The sequence below is a fragment of the Scytonema sp. NUACC21 genome (genome assembly GCF_054684315.1).
The window spans coordinates 87,365-111,428 of the sequence record NZ_BAAFZH010000079.1 but is presented as its reverse complement, the minus strand read 5'-3'; the positions used below and the strand labels follow the sequence as shown (position 1 = coordinate 111,428).

Annotated in this window: 19 protein-coding genes and 3 pseudogenes; 5 read left to right on the top strand and 17 right to left on the bottom strand. The window is 39.2% G+C overall.

Annotated features, from left to right (window positions below; genetic code table 11):
- Both ACYRY3_RS17630 and ACYRY3_RS17625 read right to left on the bottom strand, forming a co-directional pair.
- Complete coding sequence (locus ACYRY3_RS17630) at nt 1–993, bottom strand: hypothetical protein (protein ID WP_460202913.1); 993 nt, start codon at nt 991–993, stop codon at nt 1–3.
- Nucleotides 994–1,151: 158 nt separating this feature from the next.
- Nucleotides 1,152–1,928, bottom strand: coding sequence for an RNA polymerase sigma factor SigF (locus tag ACYRY3_RS17625; protein WP_460202912.1), 777 nt, complete (start codon nt 1,926–1,928; stop codon nt 1,152–1,154).
- A gap of 137 nt (nt 1,929–2,065) precedes the next feature.
- Between ACYRY3_RS17625 and ACYRY3_RS17620 the strand changes: the two genes are divergently transcribed.
- Nucleotides 2,066–2,230 carry a hypothetical protein gene (locus tag ACYRY3_RS17620; RefSeq protein ID WP_460202911.1) on the top strand — a complete coding sequence of 55 codons (165 nt, stop codon included), beginning with the start codon at nt 2,066–2,068 and terminating at the stop codon, nt 2,228–2,230.
- Between the two features lie 623 nt (nt 2,231–2,853).
- On the opposite strand, the gene psbO is transcribed toward ACYRY3_RS17620, so the two are convergent.
- The gene (gene psbO, locus ACYRY3_RS17615) at nt 2,854–3,813 is read right to left on the bottom strand and encodes a photosystem II manganese-stabilizing polypeptide (protein WP_460202910.1); all 960 of its coding nucleotides are present in this window, start codon (nt 3,811–3,813) and stop codon (nt 2,854–2,856) included.
- Between the two features lie 130 nt (nt 3,814–3,943).
- On the opposite strand from psbO, the gene ACYRY3_RS17610 reads away from it, so the two are divergent.
- Together ACYRY3_RS17610 and ACYRY3_RS17605 are read left to right on the top strand one after the other, a co-directional pair.
- Nucleotides 3,944–4,579: a hypothetical protein gene (locus ACYRY3_RS17610; RefSeq protein ID WP_460202909.1), complete on the top strand. Its 636-nt coding sequence runs from the start codon at nt 3,944–3,946 to the stop codon at nt 4,577–4,579.
- Nucleotides 4,580–4,674: 95 nt separating this feature from the next.
- Nucleotides 4,675–5,232: a 5-formyltetrahydrofolate cyclo-ligase gene (locus tag ACYRY3_RS17605; RefSeq protein WP_460202908.1), complete on the top strand. Its 558-nt coding sequence runs from the start codon at nt 4,675–4,677 to the stop codon at nt 5,230–5,232.
- 22 nt (nt 5,233–5,254) lie between these two features.
- Here ACYRY3_RS17605 and ACYRY3_RS17600 read toward each other — a convergent pair whose 3' ends face one another.
- From ACYRY3_RS17600 to ACYRY3_RS17565, 8 genes are all read right to left on the bottom strand, one after another.
- Nucleotides 5,255–6,409 carry a hypothetical protein gene (locus ACYRY3_RS17600; protein WP_460202907.1) on the bottom strand — a complete coding sequence of 385 codons (1,155 nt, stop codon included), beginning with the start codon at nt 6,407–6,409 and terminating at the stop codon, nt 5,255–5,257.
- Complete coding sequence (locus tag ACYRY3_RS17595; protein ID WP_460202906.1) at nt 6,406–7,737, bottom strand: F390 synthetase-related protein; 1,332 nt, start codon at nt 7,735–7,737, stop codon at nt 6,406–6,408. Before ACYRY3_RS17595 ends, ACYRY3_RS17600 begins: the two co-directional genes overlap by 4 nt.
- 120 nt (nt 7,738–7,857) lie before the next feature.
- Nucleotides 7,858–8,742: an MBL fold metallo-hydrolase gene (locus ACYRY3_RS17590; protein WP_460202905.1), complete on the bottom strand. Its 885-nt coding sequence runs from the start codon at nt 8,740–8,742 to the stop codon at nt 7,858–7,860.
- 95 nt (nt 8,743–8,837) lie between these two features.
- On the bottom strand, nt 8,838–9,836 hold the full coding sequence (locus ACYRY3_RS17585) for an NAD-dependent epimerase/dehydratase family protein (protein ID WP_460202904.1): 999 nt from the start codon (nt 9,834–9,836) through the stop codon (nt 8,838–8,840).
- The gene (locus tag ACYRY3_RS17580) at nt 9,833–11,434 is read right to left on the bottom strand and encodes a cyclic peptide export ABC transporter (RefSeq protein ID WP_460202903.1); all 1,602 of its coding nucleotides are present in this window, start codon (nt 11,432–11,434) and stop codon (nt 9,833–9,835) included. Before ACYRY3_RS17580 ends, ACYRY3_RS17585 begins: the two co-directional genes overlap by 4 nt.
- Before the next feature lie 291 nt (nt 11,435–11,725).
- Nucleotides 11,726–12,748, bottom strand: a complete 1,023-nt coding sequence (locus tag ACYRY3_RS17575) for a Rieske 2Fe-2S domain-containing protein (protein WP_460202929.1) — start codon at nt 12,746–12,748, stop codon at nt 11,726–11,728.
- The gene (locus tag ACYRY3_RS17570) at nt 12,729–13,943 is read right to left on the bottom strand and encodes an ATP-grasp domain-containing protein (protein ID WP_460202902.1); all 1,215 of its coding nucleotides are present in this window, start codon (nt 13,941–13,943) and stop codon (nt 12,729–12,731) included. Before ACYRY3_RS17570 ends, ACYRY3_RS17575 begins: the two co-directional genes overlap by 20 nt.
- Nucleotides 13,933–14,919, bottom strand: a complete 987-nt coding sequence (locus ACYRY3_RS17565; protein ID WP_460202901.1) for a beta-ketoacyl-ACP synthase III — start codon at nt 14,917–14,919, stop codon at nt 13,933–13,935. Before ACYRY3_RS17565 ends, ACYRY3_RS17570 begins: the two co-directional genes overlap by 11 nt.
- A gap of 236 nt (nt 14,920–15,155) precedes the next feature.
- Between ACYRY3_RS17565 and ACYRY3_RS17560 the strand changes: the two are divergent.
- Nucleotides 15,156–15,575, top strand: a pseudogene (locus tag ACYRY3_RS17560) (carbohydrate ABC transporter permease); the annotation flags it as partial.
- Nucleotides 15,576–15,848: 273 nt separating this feature from the next.
- Here ACYRY3_RS17560 and ACYRY3_RS17555 read toward each other — a convergent pair.
- The 5 genes and pseudogenes from ACYRY3_RS17555 to ACYRY3_RS17535 all read right to left on the bottom strand — a co-directional run.
- Nucleotides 15,849–16,772, bottom strand: coding sequence for an ATP-binding protein (locus tag ACYRY3_RS17555; protein WP_460202928.1), 924 nt, complete (start codon nt 16,770–16,772; stop codon nt 15,849–15,851).
- Nucleotides 16,773–16,777: 5 nt separating this feature from the next.
- Nucleotides 16,778–16,849 (bottom strand): annotated as a pseudogene (locus tag ACYRY3_RS17550) (Uma2 family endonuclease); the annotation flags it as partial.
- Between the two features lie 58 nt (nt 16,850–16,907).
- Complete coding sequence (locus ACYRY3_RS17545; protein ID WP_460202900.1) at nt 16,908–18,515, bottom strand: NB-ARC domain-containing protein; 1,608 nt, start codon at nt 18,513–18,515, stop codon at nt 16,908–16,910.
- 94 nt (nt 18,516–18,609) lie between these two features.
- Nucleotides 18,610–21,441, bottom strand: a complete 2,832-nt coding sequence (locus tag ACYRY3_RS17540; protein WP_460202899.1) for a bifunctional serine/threonine-protein kinase/ABC transporter substrate-binding protein — start codon at nt 21,439–21,441, stop codon at nt 18,610–18,612.
- 423 nt (nt 21,442–21,864) lie between these two features.
- Nucleotides 21,865–22,104 (bottom strand): annotated as a pseudogene (locus tag ACYRY3_RS17535) (carbohydrate porin); the annotation flags it as partial.
- A 401-nt stretch (nt 22,105–22,505) separates the two neighbouring features.
- On the opposite strand from ACYRY3_RS17535, the gene ACYRY3_RS17530 reads away from it, so the two are divergent.
- A complete protein-coding gene (locus ACYRY3_RS17530; protein WP_460202898.1) occupies nt 22,506–23,258 on the top strand; it encodes a DUF4058 family protein in 753 nt (250 codons plus the stop codon).
- A gap of 160 nt (nt 23,259–23,418) precedes the next feature.
- Here the strand turns inward: ACYRY3_RS17530 and ACYRY3_RS17525 are convergent, their stop codons facing one another.
- Nucleotides 23,419–23,970, bottom strand: coding sequence for a restriction endonuclease subunit R (locus ACYRY3_RS17525; RefSeq protein ID WP_460202897.1), 552 nt, complete (start codon nt 23,968–23,970; stop codon nt 23,419–23,421).
- Nucleotides 23,971–24,064: the final 94 nt, after the last annotated feature.

The following is a 24,064-nucleotide window of genomic DNA, read 5'->3' as shown; positions in this document are numbered from 1 at the left end:
TCAAGTGGCTCCGCCTGGAACAGGGTTAAGGGATGGTGCTGCTATGGATACAGGACTTCCAGCAGATGCTGTAGGTGATTTTTGCTCCTTATCAACTCCTTCCCCTACCATTTTGGCAACTTCTATACCATATTGTTCCAGAATGACAATCGGTTCGGAGCCTTCATTCATTTCAATCCGTTTAATAAGCACTCCATTTGCCAATCGCTGTCCTGCTTCCACGTATCTGCTTGTTGGCTCGTTCGGTACCTTGATAATAGCTTGAGGTTCTCTGCCAATCAGAACGACACCCGAAACAACAACTGCTTGAGCTAACTCTGGTTGTGGCGGGGGTGGTGCCATAGCTGTTAAGCCAGGGTTAGGCACAACTTGGGGTAGTACTTTAGGCAGTACCCGAGTGAGAGGGGGTTTGGGTTTAACTTTTTTGCCAAAATGAGCATTTGCGATCGCAATTGCCTTCTTCTTTTGCTGATTCTTCAGCTGGTTTCTATTAATAGCAATGACCCGTACTTTTTGTACTTTCGGTCTTACTATCAACCTCGGTCGAGGTGTTTTAGCATAAGGTAGAGGAGGCAACTTAGGAATAGGTCTTGGCGTTACACCTATACCTCCTCCTACACCCCTATTTGGCGTTACCATCGGATATCCCACAATTTCTGCAAACGGATCTTGCCGTCCTTTGGTTACATAGCGTTGCCGTTCTGAACCATTTGTCGGTCGAATTAGGTTAGCTGCTCCTGAAGGAGGTTGAGTTTGCTTTGCAGGCACCACCGGGTCAACAAAGGGTTGAGACGCTACTTTTTTAGGTGCTCCTGGTGGAATCGCTGCTTGATTAGCTCCTGGTGGAGCTGCGGCTTGATTAGCTCCTGGTGGAGGAGATGCTGATGCATCAGGTGGCGTAGGATTGGTAGATTCCTGAGTGCCTTCTGATGAACAGGAGGCGATCGCCAAAGCCAGAATAGTTGCTATTGCAATTGTTAAATTTCTGCCCATGAGCCGTTCTCAAAAGCTATAGAAAAATTTGCTTATCGAAATCAACACGCCTGAAATTTATATCTGAGGCAAAGTGTGATACCGTTATAACCTAACTTTCCGCAATGCAAGAGTTTTTTTAAATACTTTAGCCTTGAGAAAGACTGCCCTGTGAAATTTTAATCTTCTGCCATAGCCATTAAATTTTTCAACACATCTAGCCCTTTCTTAACCCTACGGGACACAGTAACTACACTGATACCGAGACGTTCTGCAACTTGTTTCTGTGTTAAGTCTTGTAAAAATACAAATTCCAAAACTTCCCGAGTGCGGTTTTCCAACTGTACCAGTGCTTGTTGCAAGCGAATTTGGTCTTCTTGCGCCAGTTGAAAGCTGCGGTAGCGATTATCTGGAACCAGTTCTCCCAAGGAAGTGGCACCTTCTTCGCCATCCTGCACTGGCACATCTAAGCTGAGTGGAGCCCGGTTAGCCCAAGCTAATTTGATTTCCTGCCACTCTTCTAAAGAAATTTCCAGTGCTATTGCCAATTCAGCATCCGTGGGTTGGCGATTGTATTTTTCTCGCCAAGAACGCGAAACGCCTATTGCTTGCTGTTGGAGTGCTAACCATCGCCGGGGAATTCGTACAGTCACACCTTTATCTCGAAGGTAGTGTTGAATTTCACCACGAATATAGGGAATAGCAAAGGAACTGAAAGCGTGCCCCTTTGAAATTTCAAATCTTTCAATTGCCCGAATCAAGCCTAAGCAACCTACTTGGAGTAAATCTTCGTAGCTTTCATGACATTGATTCATCCAATAATGAGCTTCTTTTCTCACAAGCCCAAAATTAAGTTGCACCAGTTTGTTGCGAACATTGGCGCTTCCAGACTGCTGATATTCTCGCAACAACTGCCAAATCTCATGCTTCAGTTCGTTGGTGACTGTAGTTGGCATAGCACCGCATTAATTCGTTTAATAAATAGTTGGGTACTCGCTGTTAAATTAAGCTGCAATTGTTTCTGGATGAGGCTGTTGGTTACTTGGAAGTATTAGTACAGTACTCTTACAGCTACTAACAAATAGACGAGCGGGTGTGGCGTCTGGTGAAGGTAGCAGCCAGTCGGCAAACAGCGCAATATTTACACATTGCTTTATACAACCCAGAATTACTTGTAGTAAGTAAAAGCTTTGTCGATAGCTTTGCTCCTGCCCAAAGGGCAGGAGCAACACCTACTAAAGTGAATCAAACAATGTAGCTTAGTCTAAATACGATGCATTCTTGGTTTTTTAGTTAGTTTTGGTATGATTTGTAGTTTCTTCTAAACTACATAGAAAATAAAATATAAAATTTGCTACTAAAATACCAACCGAAATTCTACTGATTTACTGTAATTAATAATAAGGACTGTGTGGAGAAAACAACAGTATATCTATACTTTTTACGTCAATAAGAAATCGATGGCTTCGCTAAAACCACTTAACATCCAAAATTCTATTTATAATTCCTGTAAAGCATAGGTTACCATTATATGAAACTTATGCAAAGCTAGACTTTTCTGGGCAACACAACTAGTAAAAAAAGGCTGTTCGCGCAGCGTCTCCTCTGGAGAAGTAAGAAGGCTAAAGGATGAAAAATGCATACTTTAATTATGCAACGCCAAAAAAACAGAGGTAACTCCCAAACTCCCTTCCAAACATTTCTTGCCTGAAAGGAAGCCAGGAATTACCTCTTAAATAGGTGGGCGGACATCAAAGCAACTAGGTGTTTTGGAACGTAAAAACGATTTCAGTTTTAACCAATGACCAATAATAACCAAAACCTGTTAACTTATGTTTGTGCCAACCTATTTATCAACCACTAAACAGCGATTGGGAAAATCTAGGCACGAGGTTCAACCCGAGCATAGAACAGACCGCGAATCTTCACCTCTTCAGGCTCTTTAGCACCTAAGTCTGTATCTGAAGGCTGTTCGCTCTCGAAGGTACCCCCAATTTCACCGGTAACGCTATCTACTTTTGCTACTTGCAAAGAGATTTTGCCTTTTAAAATTTCAGCTCGCTTAACATTGGCATTAATCAGCTCTTCATCATCTGATTGAGCAGGGAGAGCCACTGCGTTATCATAGCCACTCGCTACACCGCGACCTTTCGGGTCGAGGAAGGTAGCACCACGATAAGAGGGGACTCTGAAAGTGCCTTCAAAGTCAGTAGACGTGTTAATGCTAGTTAAGCCAGGTTGTGTTTGAGCAACCAAACCTTTAACGGTGAACAAGAAGGGTACACTCTCACCGCCAGCGAGTTTGACAGTAGCGGCTTGGAAGTCAAAGCCATCTTGTTCTATAAAAGTGAGGCTGTTATCCGGATTGACTTTCAGATCGCCTGTGATTTGGTCAAGAGAGTAAGTGCGGCGAGTTAACAATTTACCAGCAACATATTCTGCTTGTTGCCGTTTATTAACGGGCTCTTCTTTCACAAAGAATTGGGTTGGTTCTAAGCAATAAGGTTTATCAAAAACAATCGTTGCTAAAGGACTTCGCCGCGTCACCGTGTAATCCGGAACGCCTGATAAGTCTTCATCATAAACTAATGTTTCATGACTCCAAAGTGTTAATTGACTGCGATAAGGCTTCCAGACCTCTTTCAAGACTGGATAAATAAGATTCTCACAAATAGCATCTTCGGAATTATCAACTACTCCATCCGTAAATAACAAATCTAGTTCTTCTTGGAAAGACTTTTGTACGGGAAAATCAACTTCCATTATAAAATTAGATTGGATGTACTTAATTTGAAATTTTTTAACAACCGTACTAATACTTTTGTAATTGCTAAACGCCATTGTAATTTACCTTACATTGAAAACTCTATCACAGTGAAAACATTAGTGATATAGTCAACTATAGAAATCATAAATGATTTATAAAAAATTTCAGCACTGTTGGGTGGGCATTGCCAACCAAGGACATTGAATGCGATCGCCATTTTACGCTCGCTATGACCAACAAGTGGTGATTCTAGCAGTATTGGGAGATCCTCAAGCTTCTTGGCGATCGCAACAGTACAGCTACGAGCTGTGGGGTTGTCAGATGAGCCTGAAGTTTCCAATCGTGAAACTGCTGGATTACGAAACACAATTGACAGATTTAGAACAAAATACGAACCCCTTCGCCATCTTAGTCATGGCGCACCTGAGAACCCAAGCCACCACTCAAGATTCCCAAGGGCGATTGCAATGGAAGTTGAGTTTGATTAGGCAGTTGTATGAGTCGGGATACAATAGAAACAAAATTCTTCAGCTTTTTCGATTGATTGACTGGATGATGGCTTTGCCAAAGGAGCTGGAGCTAATGTTTGATACTGAAATTAATCGTTACGAGGAAGAAAAGAAAATGCCATACATCACGAGTGTTGAGCGCGTAGGAATGCTGAAAATGAAGCGAGAGGATGTAATTGATAACTTAGCAACCAGGTTTGGAGAAGTGCCACCAGAGATCATTGCAAAAATTGAGAATTTGTACGATATGTCTGTTCTCAAGCAACTCCATAGACAAGCAATCACTGTTGGTTGCCTAGAGGAATTTCAGCAGCTATTACCGCAAAGTTAAAAGGTTGTTTACTAAAGACACGACGGGTAGCATCTTGGCATCCGCTGTTTTTTTCTTGTTATTAATAGGTTGAACTTCATTAAATCAATCGTTACATGGAAAAAACGGAATTAAGACGATCGCTACTTAAAAAACGTCAGTCAATGTCTGTAGTAGAGTGGAAACAAAAGAGCGATCGCATTTGCCAAAACCTTCTACAGTCATCTATTTTTGCTCAGTCAAAAACAATACTGGCTTATTTCAGCTTTCGCCAAGAACCAGATTTAAGCTTTCTATTTACAGACACTTCTCGCTGTTGGGGATTCCCTCGGTGCTGTGATAATGCACTTATCTGGCATTGTTGGATGCCTAACGATCCTGTAACAACTGGTAATTATGGAATTATTGAACCATCACCCAACGCTTCTACCATAAACCCTATGGAAGTGGATTTAATTCTTGTACCCTGTGTTGCTTGTGACTACCAAGGTTACCGCTTGGGTTATGGCGGTGGATATTATGACCGATTGTTGAGTTCTGCTGAGTGGGAAAAAAAACCAACCATAGGTATTGTATTTGAATTTGCTTATATGCCCCAATTACCTGTAGACCCTTGGGATAAGCCTTTGCAAGGAGTTTGTACAGAAACTATTTTTACAATGCAAAATCTTTAGCAACCGCCGCGATTGAAGGCTGCTATAACTTATATTTCTTCATTAATGGTACAGCCATTCTATTGACCAACACGCCCAAAAATCGCCATACCAGTTGTCGCCACCAAGGTAAATGGTGATAAAAAACAGCGCTGTACTCGATATTGCTCATAAATCCTCTAAATCTTTTAAAAGACGCTGCACCAGAACTTTGATGTAAGATGATACCTTTTTCTATGGCTTCTACTGTTAATTGAGCCGATAACATTCGATATAGCCCAACTTCTTGGGGTAAGGTCGTGTCGTATCCTAAAATTGGTGTAGTCATCACACCATTGACTTCATAGAACCCAATCACTCCATCAATTTTTCCCGTTTTTCTCAAGGCTTTGATTTGTAAAGCTTTATTTTCAAGAGCAAGTGCTAAGAAGCGATCGTTAAACTGAGGGTTGTGATACGAGTATTTTTCTAAATACAAAGCATTATACAATTCTACCAATCGGGGAATATCTTCTGTCTTAATTTGACTGCTATCAATCAATTCATAGCCTTGCTGCTGAATGAGGTTTAAATCTTGCTTTAAACGCCACCTCATTTTTGTCCGCATTGCCGATTGGTCTTTGGGATTAAAAAGGTAAATTTGCCTGCTACCTATCATGTGATAGCCGTTGTTTTTAAAGGTATTGAATAAGTCATCGCTGACAAAAGTATTAATCGAACGAAAGATTATAGCGCGATCGCGAAAATGTTTCTTTAAATACTGGGTAATTTCAGCAATTTGTTCTGAAGATAAATTCGGATATAAATTTGTTGAGAGTAGTAAATTATGAACAATAACAACTCGATTGATTTTACCCAAATTTAAAAATAAACCGAATATATTTATGATAATTTCTAAGATTTTTTCTAAAAGAGGATTTTCTAAGGTTTTCAGTTCTTCTTTAGAATAGGTTATATAATGATTGTAAGGAGAACAGACATAGCAATTTTCTAATTCTTTGGAATTAACGGTAACAGGTAAAACTAGGTCATCGATCGCCAGTGCAAAAAGTTGGCTGTTGACATTGTTAATAAAGTAGGATGAACCAGCTTTCATCATAGGTAACCAGTAGTTTTTTGCTAGGATGGCTACCTCTGATTGTGAATCAGGTAAGTTATCTATTGTATCTTTATCGTAAAGATGAATTTCAGCATTCATAATTTGGCATCTAAAGAAAATTCTCGTTGAACGCGTCTTAGCTTTTTATGATGTACCGTTCTTGTTTCGTATTCTTTATAACAAATCTCTGGAATTTGGCAGTGTTTTTGTTCAAATAACTCTAGTAAATTTTTATAAACTATTGCTTGGCTTTCCTCTAGAAATTCTAACGGCACTTTTAAATAAATTTCTATAAGGTAAGGGCTTTTCTGAACCACTGCGTATTCTTTAATTTTTTCTGAAGAAATAATAATCGCCCTGCGAATAAAATCTGGAAATAAGGGGACTAATTTTTCTTCATTTTTGTGGTGTAAATAAAAAATATCATCCCGACGCCCTTCAACACTGTGGATAGCTGTTAAAACTGAACCACAGGGACAAGGTGTTGGACACTCAGTTAAAATATCATCCAGCCGATAACGAACAATCGGTTGGGTTTTGCGGTTAAAATCAGTAATAATTGGCATGAACTTACCCGCATTGCGATCGATATACTCCTTCTGAATCGCTAAAATATCTTCATTAAGATGTAAAGTGCCATATTCGCAAGTTCTTCCCAAAAATCCTTCAGTACATTGGTAGAGTTGATGAACTGTTTGCTGAAAACAATGACGAATATAAGCTTCATCTAAAGGGTCTAAAACTTCTGCAACTGAAACAACCCTAATGGGCGCTATCTTTAAATCACCTTGAACTTGAGCATCTGTTAATAGACGTAGCATTGATGGTGGTGCTACTAGAATACTTGGCGCATATTGATTTAAGCGTTCAATATGACTTTCTACAGAATTGAATAAATCAAAATACTCAAACTGGATGCGTTGTCGGTTAACAGTTTCATAAAGATTACTATTTGCTCGGAGAAAAAATGCAATACGTTGGGGAGTCAAAATTGATTGGGGTAATGCTTTTGCTAAAATCGTACCAGCCCAAGCTTGCTGTTCTTTCTGACTGACTATAAATAAACCTCTATTACCACTGGTTCCAGAAGAAAGACCAACAGTGAAGCCTTGAAGTGTTGAGTTAAATTTTCGTGTTTTCTCGGCTTCTAATGCCAGTGTCAGGGCTTCTGCTTTTTTGATACCTACCGTATTCAGTTGGTCAAAATTAGCCATCATTATTGATTTATCAATGATGGGAAATTCTTGCCATTTATGAATGTCAAGCCCTTGATAGTAATTGCGGTAAAACGGTGATTTTGGTATAATTTCTTGGAGGAATTGCCGGACTTTTTTGTCTTGCCATGCTACCAGTGATTCACGGCTGCGGAAGGGTTGCCTGTATTTTGTTTGTAGGTAATACCAAAGGATTCTGAGAAGACCATTCATTGTATTTGAATTCTATAAATTTTATTAAACCGCCATAGCGAAGCGTGCGTGCTAGCGCATAGACGCCAAGAGCGCAAAGAGAAGAAAATTTTTAAGATTACCTCTCTTTTTTTCTCTTTCTTAGTGTCCTTTGCGCCTTCGCGGTTCATTCAAATAAGTACAATTGGGAGGGGAAAGAAGTAACATCTGCCAAGTATCAGCACAATGGGTGGGAATAATCCTGAGATTTGGGTTTAACTTATGCAATTGGTGAATTCTTTGCAATGTATCTACATACTGTCGTCTATTAGAAAAGATGACATTGGCAATGGGATGGGGTTGAACGAACTCTTGATATGCACGGCTTAACCAACAGGCATCAGCAATGAGAAAATAATCTTGATGGTCAGCATCGGTAAAAAATAATCCAAGTTGACCGATTGCATGTCCGGGTAATTCAACGCCTATGAGGGTACTATCGCCGAATAAATCAAAACCAGTGTTGAAACTGCCATACTCTGACGACAACGATATGGTTTCTTTCTCCTCAACAAATAAAACCCGTTCCTCAAAATCTGGCGGTAGCAAACCCGGTAAAAAACCTGCTTTGAGGGCTACTGTATTCCGAAGGGACTTGACAGCGTCATAAGCGGATTTAAAACAGATAAATTGAGCATTTGGAAAGTCTCGCAAGCCACCGATATGATCTGCGTGAAAGTGAGAAATAATGATATATCGAACAGCCTCTGGAGAAATACCATATTTTGTCACTTGATGGACGGCGCTATCCTCTGGCTGTAAATAGACTGGCGTTGTTAGGGCGTAAAGATTAAAGGGAAAAGAGCGAGTTTCTTGGAAGAATCGGTTTGAATAGCCAGTGTCAAACAAAATAGCACCAAGTTTAGGGTGTGATATGAGGGCAAAAATTGAGGGAAAATTGGCAGTTTTCCAACGTCCACCCCGTATAACAATGGCTTCAGGATGGATACAATACCCTGCTTGAAAAAATTTAACTTTAATAGACATCGTCTGAAGTATAAAGTATAAAGTATGAAGTATGAAATTTTACCCTTTATCCTTTACCCTTTATCCTTTACCCTTTATCCTTTACCCTTTATCCTTTATCCTTCATCCTTTTTTTCCTTCCACCATTGGGCAAAGATGTTTAATCCCTCTTCTATGCTGACTCTTGGTTGATAGCCTAATTCTGTTCTTGCTGCTGTAATATCCAAAGTTTGGCTAAAAGCTAACACCCCAACTTTATAGCGTGTGAGTACGGGTTCTTTTCCAAAGAAAATGGTTTTTGATAAAAATTCCATTGCTGTGGCTGCTAGGTAAGCAGCTTTATAGGGGTAGGGTTTGAATTTCAGGGGATAACCAAGTTGATGGGACAGGGTTTCTAGTAAATTTCTCAACTCCATTGGTTGCCCGTTGGTAATGTTAAATTTTTTACCCAATGCCGTATCTGGGGCATTTTGACAAAGCAATAAGGCATCAACGACGTTGTCAACATAGGTCACATCAACGCAAGCTTTACCTTGATTAATCAGAGGAATACCAGTACGGGAACTGGCTTGAAGTAATCTGGGAAAGATAGCTGTGTCGCCAGGACCAACAATGCTGCGAGGTCGGATGGTGATGACTGGCAAACCTTGCTGGTGGGCGCGGTCAATTTCTTGTTCTGCTAAAAGTTTTGTTTCCGCGTAGGCGTTAGCTGCTATTTTGGGTAATGGGTCGGTTTCAAAAATGTTAAAGCGATCGCAAAAATTAAAATAAATACTGGGAGTTGAAACGTGAATCAGTCTTTTCACTCCCCACTGCTGACAACCTTGGATGATGTGCCGCGTTGCTAAAACATTAGCATCGTAGAAATCCCGATATTTTCCCCAGGGTGAAGATAGGGCAGCACAATGAAATACATAATCCTGTCCCTGACACGCTGCAACTGTTGCTTCTTTGTCTCGCAAATCAACTGGCAAAAATTTGAATCCTTCTGTTTCCAATTGTTTACCAATGTTTTGGTTGCGCCCTAATATGCTGACGTTATAAGAGAGGGATTGCAGCCTCAGCGCCAGATGTTTTCCTAAAAAGCCCGTACCACCAGTCACAAGAACATTCATATTAGTTTTCCGTAGTCTAGCTTGAGAATTCTATCTGCCAGATGAAAATAGCGGTCATCATGGGTAATTGCCAGTACTGTTTTACCTTTACTTTTCAGTTCTGGTAACAACTTTGTGTAAAAGATTTCTTTAAATACAGGGTCTTGATCTGATGCCCATTCGTCAAATACATAGAAAGGACGGTCTTCTAAGTAAGCAGTCAGCAAAGCAAGGCGCTTGCGCTGTCCTTGGGACAAAGCTGTTGTAGAAAACTTTCCTTCCTTGACCTTTACCTTGCTGTCAAGCTGGAGTTTAACAAGATAATCCTGTATCTGGTTATCTAGTTCGTCGCAGTCTAAACCTAGCAGTTTGTCAAAAAGATAAAAGTCGGAAAAAACTGCGGAAAAGTGTTGGCGATACCAGTCTCTATTTTGGTCGTCCACAAGCTTACCATCAACAAGAATTTTTCCTGTCTCTGGAATATATAGCCCGGTTATCAGTTTGGCAAAAGTGGATTTGCCACTACCATTTCCTCCAACCAAAAATATTAATTCTTTAGGGAAAAATGTTAAATCAATTGAACCCAGAGTAAAATTGTTTTCTTGTTCTTCTCCCAAGTAAGCATGGGAAATACCCTCAAGTTTTAACTGCTCAAATTTAACAGGAGATGGAGAGGTTTTGCTTTCCTCACAACGGCTTGCCAATGCTAGGCTAATGGATTCAATTTTTTGTAAAGCAATACTAGCTTTGCTTAAACGAGGAAGTATGCTTGTGATGGCATCTAAGGGAACTACCAAAAAAACGATCGTTAAAGCATAGCCAGACAAAATGCTTTGGTCAATTTGCATCACGCTTGGTAATCCAAAATCAACCAACCCAATAACAAGGAACAACAAAAGTTGACTCAAGGTTAAACCAATTGTGAAGGCAGTCATCCCATCAATGTTATAATGACGAGAACGAGTAATAGTGCATTCCAATTCTTCAGTAAAGAAAGTTTCCCGTCTTCTTTGATTCAGCTTAAGTTCTTTTGTTCCTTCAGTTATGGCGCGAAAGTGAGTAAAAAGTTTATCCTGTTCCGCACGCGCAAGTTCTAAAGATTGTTTGGCTTTTTGAGTGATTTTCTCATAGCTTAATATTGCTATAACTAAAAAAGCAACAAACCCTAAGAAGACTATCCAAGAAAGATATATCAGATAAACTAAACACCCAATGACAACAGCACCAGCAATACAGAGGCTGGGAATAAATGCTACCGCATCCGAGACTGCTTGTATGTCGTCTGTTAAGGTAGCAAGCAAACGGGGGATTCCTAACTCTTCTATAAAACGTAAAGGTGATTCTACAATCCGACGACACAGAAGCAATCGAGTGTCGAATATGACTTTCTGGGAAAGATGAATCAAAAATAATTCGGAGATAAATCGGCTTGTGACTGTAATCGTGACAAGCCCGATAAAACTCCAGATGAGCACGGATGAAAATGCTGTTTTGCTGTTAATAGCGCTGTTAATTAAAGCAATAAGTCTGGCACTACAAGCACCACTGACTAAACCTGCAAATATTGCGATCGCAACAATTATTTTAGATGATTTTAAAAGAAGATGAATAACGTTCATTTTTAGGGTTATAAGTTGATAAGCTCATGCAAAGGCGCTAAGAAAGGGAAATAATATTTAGGTTGGCAGTTGAGAGGTATGGGCTAAGGGATTTTTAAGAAGTAAATTATTCCATATTGTGGGATGGGCGATATGAGTGGCGGGCGGGGACGCCCGCACCACAAGAAACACAAGAACCACAAGCAACACAAGAACCACAAGCAACACAAGCAACACAAAAAATTTAGCGATATTTTTTATTTGGTAGTGTCCACTCTTTGTGAAGACGCGCCATGGCGCGTCTCTACATATTTAAATTTTCATCTTAATTGTTTTTTCAAATAGTGATGGGTCTTTTTGATTTGCTGCTTGCTTCAATAAATACAAAATGTGGGGTCTAAGAACATCAATTTCTGTCAAGACAAAATCTTCTCCTTTAAACCGATTGGTATTCCAAGTCTGTAATTGCAAAATTGCCTTATCTTGTCCTGTTGCTTGATAAAAAAGTGGTTGGGCAATCAATTTTCCCAGCCAGTTTGGTAACCCCCAGCGAAAAGTAACAATACAATATGCTTTTGTTAAGTTTTCTTTGACAGGAGTTAAGACAAGAGAAATAAATAGTTTATAGTTATCATTGTCGGTACGATATTCTAACTGGGTAATACTGGGCAAAATAAAGCGACCAATAGAAATTACTGTGTTGCATCCCGGTGCTAATAATTTGTAAATTAACCCAGAAATGGTTTCTTCATTTAGGTAAACTGCCTCTACCATGTTCTCAAAGCGAGTGATTTTGACAGTAATTTCTTTGCGTTGCTTGTCTGTCCTAATTAAGCCAGAGTGAACAAAGTGAGTATGGGTTGCATCGAGAAAATTTTCGGCTGCGTTTTCTAGGGTTGTTTCACATTCCATCTGATTGCTAAATGTGGAAAACCCTTTTTGCCGCAAACAAGGAAATTCGTAAGGCTGAGATTTGGGTAGTTCGTCAGCTTTGCAATAAACCCAAATAAAACCATCTTGCTCAATAACAGGATAAGCAACAGCATTTCTGTGTCGGTCTTCATTTTGATGGCAAAGCCCCGGTATTTCCCGACAAACACCTTGTTCATCAAAGCACCAACCGTGATATTTACAAATAAGATAGTTGTTTTTCACCCAGCCTTTTGAAAGAGGAACATTGCGATGGGGACATTTATCCAACAAAGCCGAGGGTTTACCATTGCTTCCTCGAAAAATAGCTAACGGAATACCCAGTACAGTTCTTGCTATGGGTTTTCGACCTAACTCACGAGAAGTACAGGCTATATACCAATTTTTAAACAGAAATTTCTCCATCACCCTCTTCGCTTTTCTCTTGTTTTAGAATAGGGAGATCCTCACCATCCCATTCAATATCCCGTGTCGATACTTGCTGAAGTGTTTGTTGACTTTTTCGACTCATTTGTATAAATTGCAAAAGCACTATCCACAGATGAAAAAATGGCAAAGGATCGGATAAACGGAAAACAACATCTTTGGTACTCGTAAATATTTTTAACCAACTACCCAATCTTCTCGAACTTATAGCCGAAGCCAAACCATAGACAATCATTGCCATAGCTATCATGGCTCTTTGCTCAACTTGAGGTTGAATAATAATATTTGTCTTGTTGAAAAAGGCTCTCTCTAATCTGTCCGAACTGTTAAATAAATGAATGGCACTAATAGCCCTGGGGTTGCATTCTAAAGGATATAAGGTTCCATCTTCTGCTTCTATAAAGTCAAAAGCAATTTGCCCCGTAAATTCTTCAGCTTCAACAAAAGTTTTCACCCATTCCAAAAGTCCGGGATGAGCTATAGACTCAAAATAAATACAAGAACCTTTTCCAGCAGTAAATACTGTAGGATAAACGGCGTGAGCAAGTACCTTTCCTTGATGGGCAATACTATAAGTACAATAATGCTTTCCAGAAATAAATTCTTGGGCAACCCAAGCTTTATTTGAATTAATTTCTAAGTAGGGTATTTCACTAATAGGTTTCGATAATATACGAACATGACTGGCAAATCGAGAATAAACGGGCTTTAAGACTATCTTTTTTGGACTGGGCAAATTGAAAACATCCAGTAAGTCTTGATGAGAGTTGACTAACCAAGTTTGTGGTGCTACCAAGCCTATCTGTTGTACGCGACAAATAAACTGCCATTTGTTATGCAATCTATTCAGTTTTTCCAGTGGTTCAGCAAAAACTTGGCAATAAGGAGTCAGTTGAGCAAGCCCGTTGGCAATATAAAAAATTTCTTCGCAGGTAGGTATCAGTAAGCTAATTTTTTCTTCTTTGATAATCTCTACCAAAGTTTTGATGTAGCCAGTCGGGTTAAACTTTGGCGGAGGAACCAAGAAATTTTTGACCACAGCACGCGAAGCAGTACAAAGATGATGTTTTATACTGTCTGCAACAAAAACTTTGCAACCTGCTGCTGATAAAAGTCTGGCTAAATCTAATGTTATTGGGGCACGTCCTCCCGTTAGCAAGATATTAGTATTCAAGGATTATGCCTCCAATGGAAAATCCTGCTGATGTACCTAAAAGCATAATGCGATCGCCCCGTTGGATTTTGCCTTGAGTAATGGCTTCATGCAGTGCCATCGGAACAGATGCGGCTATGGTATTACCGTGATTGTGGGCAATAACCATAACTTTTTCTTCTGGAAGATCCAATTGCTTACGCATAAGCCGCATTGCCATTAAGCTAGCTTGATGGGGAATTACCATTTTTAAATCCGCCATTTTTAACCCTGCATCCTGAAGCAGGCGCTGGACGAAATCTGGCATTATCTCAGAAGCCAGCCGATAAACAGCTTTGCCATCCATCTTAAAAAGAAAATATTCTGGATTATCAGCATAGTCTTTGGGATGATGCTTGCTACCTCCGCCCCTGCACTCGGTTAAGTGTGCGCCCCGGCTGTAAGTTTCTATGCGGGCAGATAGTATATGGGAAGTCTCTTGTGTTTGAGATTTCTCAATCACTGCTGCTGCTGCACCATCACCAAATAACGTACAGCTTTCTTTATCTTGCCAGTTCAAACCTGCTGCGACTTCCGTGGCTACTATCAACACTCGCTGGTATCTTTCTGCTTCCACAAGATAAGACACCATATCTAAGCCAACGATGAAACTGAGACAGGTAGAGTTAATATCAAAAGCAGGAATTCCAGAATCAAGGGCACCTAGCTGTTCTTGAATCAGTGCTGCCGTACAGGGAATTGCTTGTTCCGGGCTACCACTGGTACAAATCAAACAATCAATATCACTTAAAGATAAACCAGCTGCTTCCAAGGCATTTTTAGCAGCATAAGCCCCCATCACTGATGCTGTTTCATCTTCCACAAAATGTCGGACTAGAACTCCCGATTTTTTCCCAATCCATCCCTCCTCTAAACCCAGGCTGATTTCCAGTTCTTTGGCTGTCACTTGCTTTTTAGGCAGATATTTTCCTGTAGAAAGAATTTTAATTTTTCTCATATTCATACTTGTCCTGTTTCTTCATCCGATTAGATCCCCTATTTCTTGGAGAAGCCGGGAACCTAGAAGTCGAAGACCAAGGCTATAATTTTTTAAAGCTGTGGAGGTTTTAATATAACCTAAGAAAAATTGGATGCAAAATAAATGGTTAATAGTTTGTTTGTATATTTTTGTTGCAGCGATCGCACTAATTCTCTAAATAAATTCCACCCATTGTTGGTTATAACCCCAAACATATGACAAATGCTAAAATTCAAAATCAGTTAGGAACATATGGGCTATTGGCAATCATAGCACTGGCAACGTTGTTCCCCCTATTTTGGCTAATAAGCACGGCGTTAAAATCCCCAACGGAAAATATCTTTCAGTCGCCACCGCAGTTGCTGCCAAGCCAAGCAACTATTGATAACTTTGTCACTGTTTGGCAAACCAACCCTTTTGGACAGTACCTGTTTAACAGTACTTTGGTGGCGGTGCTAACTGTAAGCTTAAATTTAGTTTTTTGTGCTTTAGCTGCTTACCCACTCGCAAGACTGTCATTTCCTGGAAGAGACTGGATTTTTGTTGCGGTTGTTTCCACGATTATGATTCCTTTCCAAATCGTGATGATTCCCCTGTATATTTTGACTGTTCAGTTGGGTTTAAGAAATTCTTATCCATTGGGGTGTTAAAAAAAATCAATCCCCATGTTAAGATTATTGGTATCAGCGGTCTGGTGTGGATTTCTCAGATGGCTCAGATATTTGGTCAGAACATCACAAGCTTTTTATCAAAGCCTTACACATCAGATGAATTGTTGAGAAAGTTACAGTTAGTTCTTAAAACTAACTAGAAACCTTTTTTCTGAAACACGCGATCGCTCAGACAAATACCATCGGAGCGTTGAAGCTGCTAATCTCACATTTAAATTTTAAGAGTACAGGTAAGATTTAGGTTTTTGGTAAAGTTACCGTTTTATATGCTTGCTGTGGGTGATTTGGTTGCTCGGGATATTTGAGTTCTAGTCGCCCTGACTCTAACATCGGGTTGATGTAATGAGTCCGAAGTGTATCTGGACTACGGTTTAGCAATTCGGCTAGTGTTTTGAGGAGTAGATACTCTTTTGAACAAAGCTTGAGAATGGTATCCTGCATCAACTCTGGACTAACCCGTTTTTTATCTCTGATAGGTGCAACTAATTCTAGCCAGGATAAAGCGTGATTACGCTCAGAGCTTTCCTGGTTATGCTCGGAGTTCGACTCGTTATGCTCGGAGTTCGACTCGTTATGCTCGGAGTTCGGTAGGAGTGAACGCAAATTAGATGTTTCTTTGTTTAATAGGGTATAGTATGTGCCACGACCACGACCAGAACTTTCAAGCCAACCTTTGTTGACTAAATGCTTAAGGCATTCGCCTATATCTCTGGGATGTTCTCTACGATAGCACTGTATATCTTTGTTACAAATACTACCAAATTTATGTGCCAGTACTAGAATAATCCGTTCTAACTCTGTTAGCTCACAATAATTATGCCCAACAATCTCCTTTAGTTCTCGCTCAACTTCTTCAGGAATTAAACTCACCATTGGTAAGGTAATGGATGTCAATTCTAAGTCTAATTTTTCTGATACTAACGGAATTAACCATTGCTGTTCTTTCCAAGCGCGAATAATTCTGCCAAAACCGGAACCAGCTTTCTCTCCTAAGCCTAATATTTGAAACATTTTTTGTAGATAAGGGTTCCGTGGGTCGCTCACACCTCCTTCATAAAGTTGCTGAATAGAAATTCTTAAACGACCGGGATTAGAAAATGAAAAAACATCAGGACATTTTTTGGTAACACAGGTAAAGAATCTTCTCCCTGGAGAAGCAATGGCTATTGCTCTGGCAAAAATACTAGGATACTGAGGTCATCAGGGTCAATAAACCATCCAAGGCGACTGCCATATTTCCGATATAGTCTCTATTGTAGCAAAAGGGGCTCGAAGGTCAGTCTAAACGAACCCAAATTAGATTTGTTCACAAGCCAAAATCAGGTGTGAGATATTTTGGTGTGCGTACCCTTGGGAAAAACCTTTATCTTTTAATAGAGACAGAACTTTCCTCAGTTCATTTTCCAGTTGCTGTTGACTACGCAACTCAGCTAACAGCATTTTGTGAATGGGTTTCACAATCCGTCTCATTTGCTCCTGGTTAAGTTCCTCATCTTTTGGATATTCTGTAATGAAACTATGAGTAATAAACAGTTCAGAACCCTTAATATTTTTACTTTTAACAGCTTGAATAATTTCTTGATAATTTTCTTGAACAAAGCGGTTGGTAGTATACTTTAAAATGACTGGATCTAATGTGTAGATTATTGGAAGATATTCTGTATTTTTAGCAAGTAGGGAATGCCTTCCTATTAAATCATTTAGAATTTGCATTAACTGATAATCGGATAAAAATTGATGGCTATCTTTTAGTAATTGATTCCATAAAGCTGAATTGCGTCTGAGAGCTACCCAATAAATGATATTTGTTTCATCTTTTAAAAGTTTTTGAAATTGCTTATCTAAGAATTCAATTATTACATCATCAATAAAAATCGATAAATCTATAAATTCTGATAGGCTACCCTGAAATACAGTATGAACACTTTGTGCAATTCTCTTAAGTATCCACGGGTTGCTATAACGCCTGCTAAATACCTCTAGTTCCCTATCTGTGCCAGAAAGACCTTCTGCTATTAAAAGTTCTTTTGCTTCTTCATAACTTAAAGCTCCCAATCCTTTTAAACGGACTAATTCTCCTTCTAATATTTCAATATTATGAGTTCGTCTTTTACTAAGTAATAACAAACTGCTTTTGTGGGCTTCTTTAGCAACTCTCTCTACAAATACGCTATAGCTTGTATAATCTTCATTATCATCTCCTGTTATTTCTTCCCAATCATCCAGCACTATTAAACATTTTTGATAATGCAAATACTGCATAACTTGGACTAGGTCGCCTTCTTCTTTTTCACCCTTAGATAAGAATTGCACCAGTTTTTTCAGAAGTTGTTGAAATGGAGGCGCTGATTCTAAAGAAAGCCAGATTAAGTAATCATATTTATCGGCAATTTTGTGTACTAACTGACGAGCTAAAGCGCTTTTTCCAATTCCCCCCATTCCGTAAACAAGAACTAATCGGCAGCGTTCTTGAATGAGCCATTTCTTAAGTTTAGCTAACGCTCGTTCGCGACCATAAAAATTAGAAAGGGGAGGTGCTTCGCTCAGATTTCTACAACGATCTGCGTCATTTTCTGCTACATCTTCCCAGTTTAAGTTCAAAACTTTGCAAAAAGCCATGAAAGTAACACTATTAATGGGTTGTTTTGCTTCCCGAAAGCGTCTCCAAGTTGCAAAGGATACAGCATATTGGTCTTCTGGAATATTATCCCAATTTTTATCTGGTTCTAAAATCTGACTTGCTTCTTTAAGAAAGATTTCATCCATATTCCAAGCCTTTTCAATCTTTCCTTGCGCCTCAATTCTTTCCTTTCTGGCTTGTTCAATTTTTTGAATCCTAGCTTCCTTGATTAAAATTTTTCCTCTTTCGGAAACTTTGAGAGTTAAACGCTGTCTTTTATGCATAAATCAGATATTAATTGTTGATAAAAAATCCTACTGTTACAACAATAGTCTGTACACTTTTGACCGGAAATGTGATTTATACAACTTTGTCCTATTAATTCTTTCGTCTTGGTATTTCCTGGAGGGTAAAGCCATATTCATCTTTACTACTATCCCCAGTATTCTGATTAACATTAACTCGTACTAAAACACCAACATTTTTGACTATTTCGCGATCGTGTTCATCATCAAATTCTACTTTCGCTGCAGTAGCACTTGGTGCTGAAAAAGTTTGAGCTTTTAATATTTCGTATACATCTTGAGGGCTTGGATTACTGTTTCCTTGTTGTGCAAGCTCAGTCAAAGCTGCAACCAATGCTTGTGCTGCGTCATACGCAGTAAGCGTTCTCCAACTCACATTTTTTGTTCCCCATAGCTCTAGGGCTTTTTTCTGGAAATTAGTGTTACTAAGGCTTACATGAAAAGGCACAGCAACCACCATGTCTTTAGCAGCATCCCCAAGGTCATCTAAAGTCTTTTTGTCATACAAAACATCTCCTGCTAGAATTGGTAACTTTGAATTTCCCGATTGAGAATTTAGTCGAGCAATTTCTAGTGCTGCTTCTAAAGTTGTACTGCTAGGAAACAACATCAACGCCTCTACGTTTTCGTTTCGTGCCTTACTGACACAAGTTTTTGGATCGTATCGTTTTAAATCACAATCTAGAATATTTTGGTTATTTGCTTCTTTATCATTTATCAGATTCTTTTCAAATTCTCCTTTTAAAGACTCGCTATAAGGCTCGCCAGATTCAAAAGCAATCAATACTTTCCTCTTTCTAAGACCATCCCACATATAGTCAGCTAAATCTCCAGCTGCAATAGAATCATTAGAGGCTGTGCGGAAAACGTATGGATTCAAATTTGGTCTGTTGGAGTAAGGATTAGGTGTCCTGATAGCGGTACTTGTGGGTGAAATCAGAACAAGTCGATGTTTTCCATAAATATCTCCTACTTCCCAAATATATTTGCTTGTATGACGACCAATGACCCCTAATATATTACTACCACTAAAGTACTGGAGCTCGCCTGGAATTTTATTCTCAGAGATCTGCTCAGCAACTTGTTGAATTTCGCTTATTATCTTGGTATTTTTTGTGTTGATATTTTCCGTGTTAGTATTTTCTTTTACAATTAGAATTTGCAATATTGGTCTACCTTGAGTTTGATTTTGCTCGTGTTGAACTTGGGCAATACCACGCAGTATTTCTTGAGCGCTCCTAACAGACTCAGAACTCCCTGGAATAACAACTGCTATTGTTGGGATTGCACTGCCAGATGTAGTTTGAGCAATTTTGGAATTGTAATAGTAAATCCATGTTTCTGGATCGACTTTACACATATTCCTAACAGGAACTTTTCTAAATTGATTTATAGCTTCTTTAAAAGACTCTTCAGCTTTTTTGAAAGCTATGGCAGAAGTGGCCTTTGCAAAAGCTTCCATTCCTTGTTTCTTGAAATCATAAGCTTTTTGGCATTCTGGAATGGTGGAAAATTCTTGTGCATCAGCAATTAGAGCATTTTCTCCCCTGCTAAAGTATTCGGCTGTAAGCGATCGTTCGTTTTCAGATGTTGGTACTTGTTTTGGATTTGAAGTTGATGATGGTTGACGATCTTTTATCAATGGATGTAATATAACAGTAATTGCAACCGCTAACAAAGCTAGAAAGCCTAAACTTATCCAATACGGTAATCTAGGCATTTGTCTAAGACATTGTATGTACCTTCGTCTAAGCCTTTCCAAAAAATGTGGGGCTATTGTATTTGCTAGTTGTGGAGTTAGCAAAGGTTTCGGAGGTATTGGTGGTGTTGATGAAGGGTTTGTAAAAGGCGCAACGGGATCTGGAAATCGTGATGCTGATATTGCAGACAAAGCCTCAAGAACCTCTCTTGCTGATTGATACCGTTCTTCTTGCTTACACGACAGCATCTTGTCTAAAATGCGTGCAAGATTTTCATTTACATTGGCATATGGTTTCCAATTCCAGCTATCTCCACTACGAAGCTCAGATGGCTCTTCACCTGTGAGTAAACAAACACAAGTTGCAGCTAGAGAATACAAATCAGATGCAGCAGATATTTCTCTACCAGCAATTTGCTCAGGTGATGCAAAGGTAGGGGTTCCGAGTACACATGATGAATCGACAGGTATTCCTTTAACGACTACTTGCTTAACTGCACCAAAATCTATCAAGTATAGGTTCTTCCCATCGCTGTTATTGTGATGAGATCGCATGATATTGGAAGGCTTGATATCTCTATGTAAAACTCCCTCAAAGTCTTTAGTTCGGAAATTATGAATGTAATCCAGTACAGGTAAAATTTGTTGCAGCAGATTAATAACATCTCTACCAGAAAATCGCCCATCCTGTCGTAGCTCCTGAGCTAAATTCTGACCTTCGATGTAGTCTTGCACTAAGTAAAAAAAACTTTGGCGATGACCTGTTTCGTAAACAGATAGATACCGTAAATCGGGTGGAACTTCTGCCACAAAATATGCCCAAGCTCTAGGAATTTGTGAATGCCTAAATTCTGATAGAATCCTAGCCTCGCGCTTAAATAATTCTTGAATATGCTCCAACTCCGATGGTGTTAGATTTAAGCGTCCAGGAGGAATTTGAGGATACAGCTGTTTGATTACACGCAGTGGACGATGGGGAAAATTCAAATCCTGTGCTAAAAAAGTTTTACCAAATCCGCCTTGATATTCATGTGGAACCAATAGCCGTAATGGTAGAAAACGGTTTCCCAAAATCAAAGGCATTCCGCAGCAAGAGCAAAATCTCTGAGAACCAGGAGCAAGGAATTCTTCAGAAATAATATTTGTAGGGTTGTCGCAGCTTGGACGAGTGCAGTAAACTTGGGTTTGAGGGGAACTGTTAACCATTTATTAACCTTTCACATTACTTGTAGCTACACACTGGATAACAAAAAATTGAAAGTCGGTTTATACTTTTTCTATAGATATTTCTTTTCACCACATATAACTCAAAGGAGGGGCTGGGTTTTCTCCTACCTGTGTTGCACTTTCCTACATTTCTCTCTCACTCCATAAGCTGAAATAATTATACAAAAACATAGACTGCAAACTATCTCGTTTCAGCCCTATGTGCTGTTGCAATGTCAAAAGTTAATTACTCAATACTTGAATTGTTTGTCAATTTACATTTTTTACTGAGAAATATTATCTACGTAAGTATTCTCAGATAAAGTCATTATTTTTGCAATATCCTTAAAGCAAACTTTATACAATAAGTAATATTATGTACTTGCATAAAGGCGAATTAATGACTTATACCTGAGCCTTTCTTCAGATATGGAAGGTAGTCCTCACTACTCCAAAAAAAATGTCACCATTCTGATTGTTGTGATTTGGTGCGGTCAGCCAAATCAAACCAGGCGTAATGCTCATGTTGCCGTTGATTTTATTGTAAAATCCAGTATCTGGATAGCGACGGGGTAAGTCTGATAAGGGTGCTGAAGTACCAGTCAGTTTAGGCTGCATCCCGATGATAACCCCTCCCAAATTCCCCTGTTTGCCCGAATCCGCGAAGGTTAAGGCTAAAAGCGCGTGGGATTCCCAAAATTAAGTAAGTCAGTGAGAAAAACTAAACTATGTAACGAAAAGTAAAATCTTTAAATTTGGCTCGTAGTAGCGCTGTCTAGCCTGCGGCACGCAAGAGCAGCGAACGCATGCATCGTAACTACTAAGCAGTAACAAATATTTACACCGACTTACTTACTTCTGGGATTTCTTCTTTCTAAGACCCGACAGATTCTTGTAAAATTCAGGAGAATTTCACAATAAGCTGCTGCAGAATTGCTCCTAGTAGTTTGTCCTTATATTGCAGATAAAGCTTGTAGGAAACTCATTTTTTGCCCATTATCAGATTGAACAAGCCTTATAAATTTACATTGATTACAAAAATTTTCTATACTAAAGAGTAAAAAGTGCGATCGCGTGACATGGTTTTATTGGATCACTTTCATCCTCCACTCAGTATGCGTCGGCATTGGCACGCTTTTCACAATGCTTGGGCAACCTACATTTCCTCAGATTTGAACCTGCGGCTTCCACAGGGATATTTTGCAGAACCAAATGTACAGTTTGGCATTGAAATCGATGTTGCTGCGTTTGAGGAAACGGAAAAGACTGAAGTTGATTCCCTTGACACCCCAGTTCAATGGAAACCACCAACACCATCGCAAACCTTGTCTTTTCAGCCTGCGGGTGAATCAGTTGAAATTAGTATTTTTAACAGTGAGGCAGGACCGATTTTGGCAGGAGCGATTGAACTTGTGAGCCCTGCTAATAAGGATCGACCAAGCCACCAAAATGCGTTTGTAGCAAAGTGTCAAACTTACCTTCAGCAAGGAATTGGACTTGTGGTAGTCGATGTTGTTACTACCAGAAATGCAAATTTACACGATGCCCTGATAGCTCAAATAGCCAAAAATTCTCCGCAACCTTCTGAAGGCATTACAGGTTTTTTACTCGGTACAAGGTTGTATGCCGTTGCCTATAGGGTTGTAGAACGCTTTGGAAAATCGAGCTTGGATATTTGGCAAGAACCCCTAAGCATCGGTGATTCACTGCCAACCTTACCGCTTTGCCTGCGTGGAGGGCTTTGTTTGCCCGTGGAGTTAAATGCAACTTACGAACGTACTTGCCGCGAACAGCGAATTCTAGTGGATCGAGTCTAAATCAGCAACAACATTACCGTTACTCGTGTGTACGCTTAAATTTAAGCATTTACTAGCTAAGTGAGATGCTTAAGTATATGAAGTACTTCATATAATTCGTTACCTAGATTACGCATCAAAAATCCTCTTGATAAGGCGTAACGAGGTGAATTTCTCTTAACTAATTTAACAAAAAAAACTCGCTACCGATAGCAATCGTGCCAAGACAAGGTTTATCTGAATTAGAGCTACCTAACATATAAGCAAGAATTTGTGCTAGTCCTTCTTCAATGGAAAACGAAGCTTTTTTCGACTCAATAATCATTACCCATAATTTGTCTCTAAAAACTAATGTATCAATTCTACCTTTGATATTTACATCCCCATCTGATACTACAATATCTACAGACCCTTCTGACCTTACATAAAAAGCATTAAGGTAAAAATCTCCAATAAAAAGTATTGGATCGATAATTGCCATTATGACAACATCTTTCAGTAAGGGAGGATAGTTGAGAAGATTGAAATAACCAACTTTTACCTTATCTAATAATTGTTTGTCTAAATTTGTAATTTCTGGTAAATCTTCTTGGTATTTGTGGAAGAACCGATGGTCTAAAACTAACTGAATTCCAAAGTTATCAATTAAGTAACGTAAATCAATATCTTTTGCTTGTATTGTTTCTACTATAACTAATTGGCTAAAAATTGATGGATTTGTATCATACAGCACTATTCAATCATTCTTGAAAAATCTCTCAGTCATGTAGGTAGGGCTATGCTCTAGCAATTGAATAATGGTGGGCAGTGCCCACCCTACTACTAAG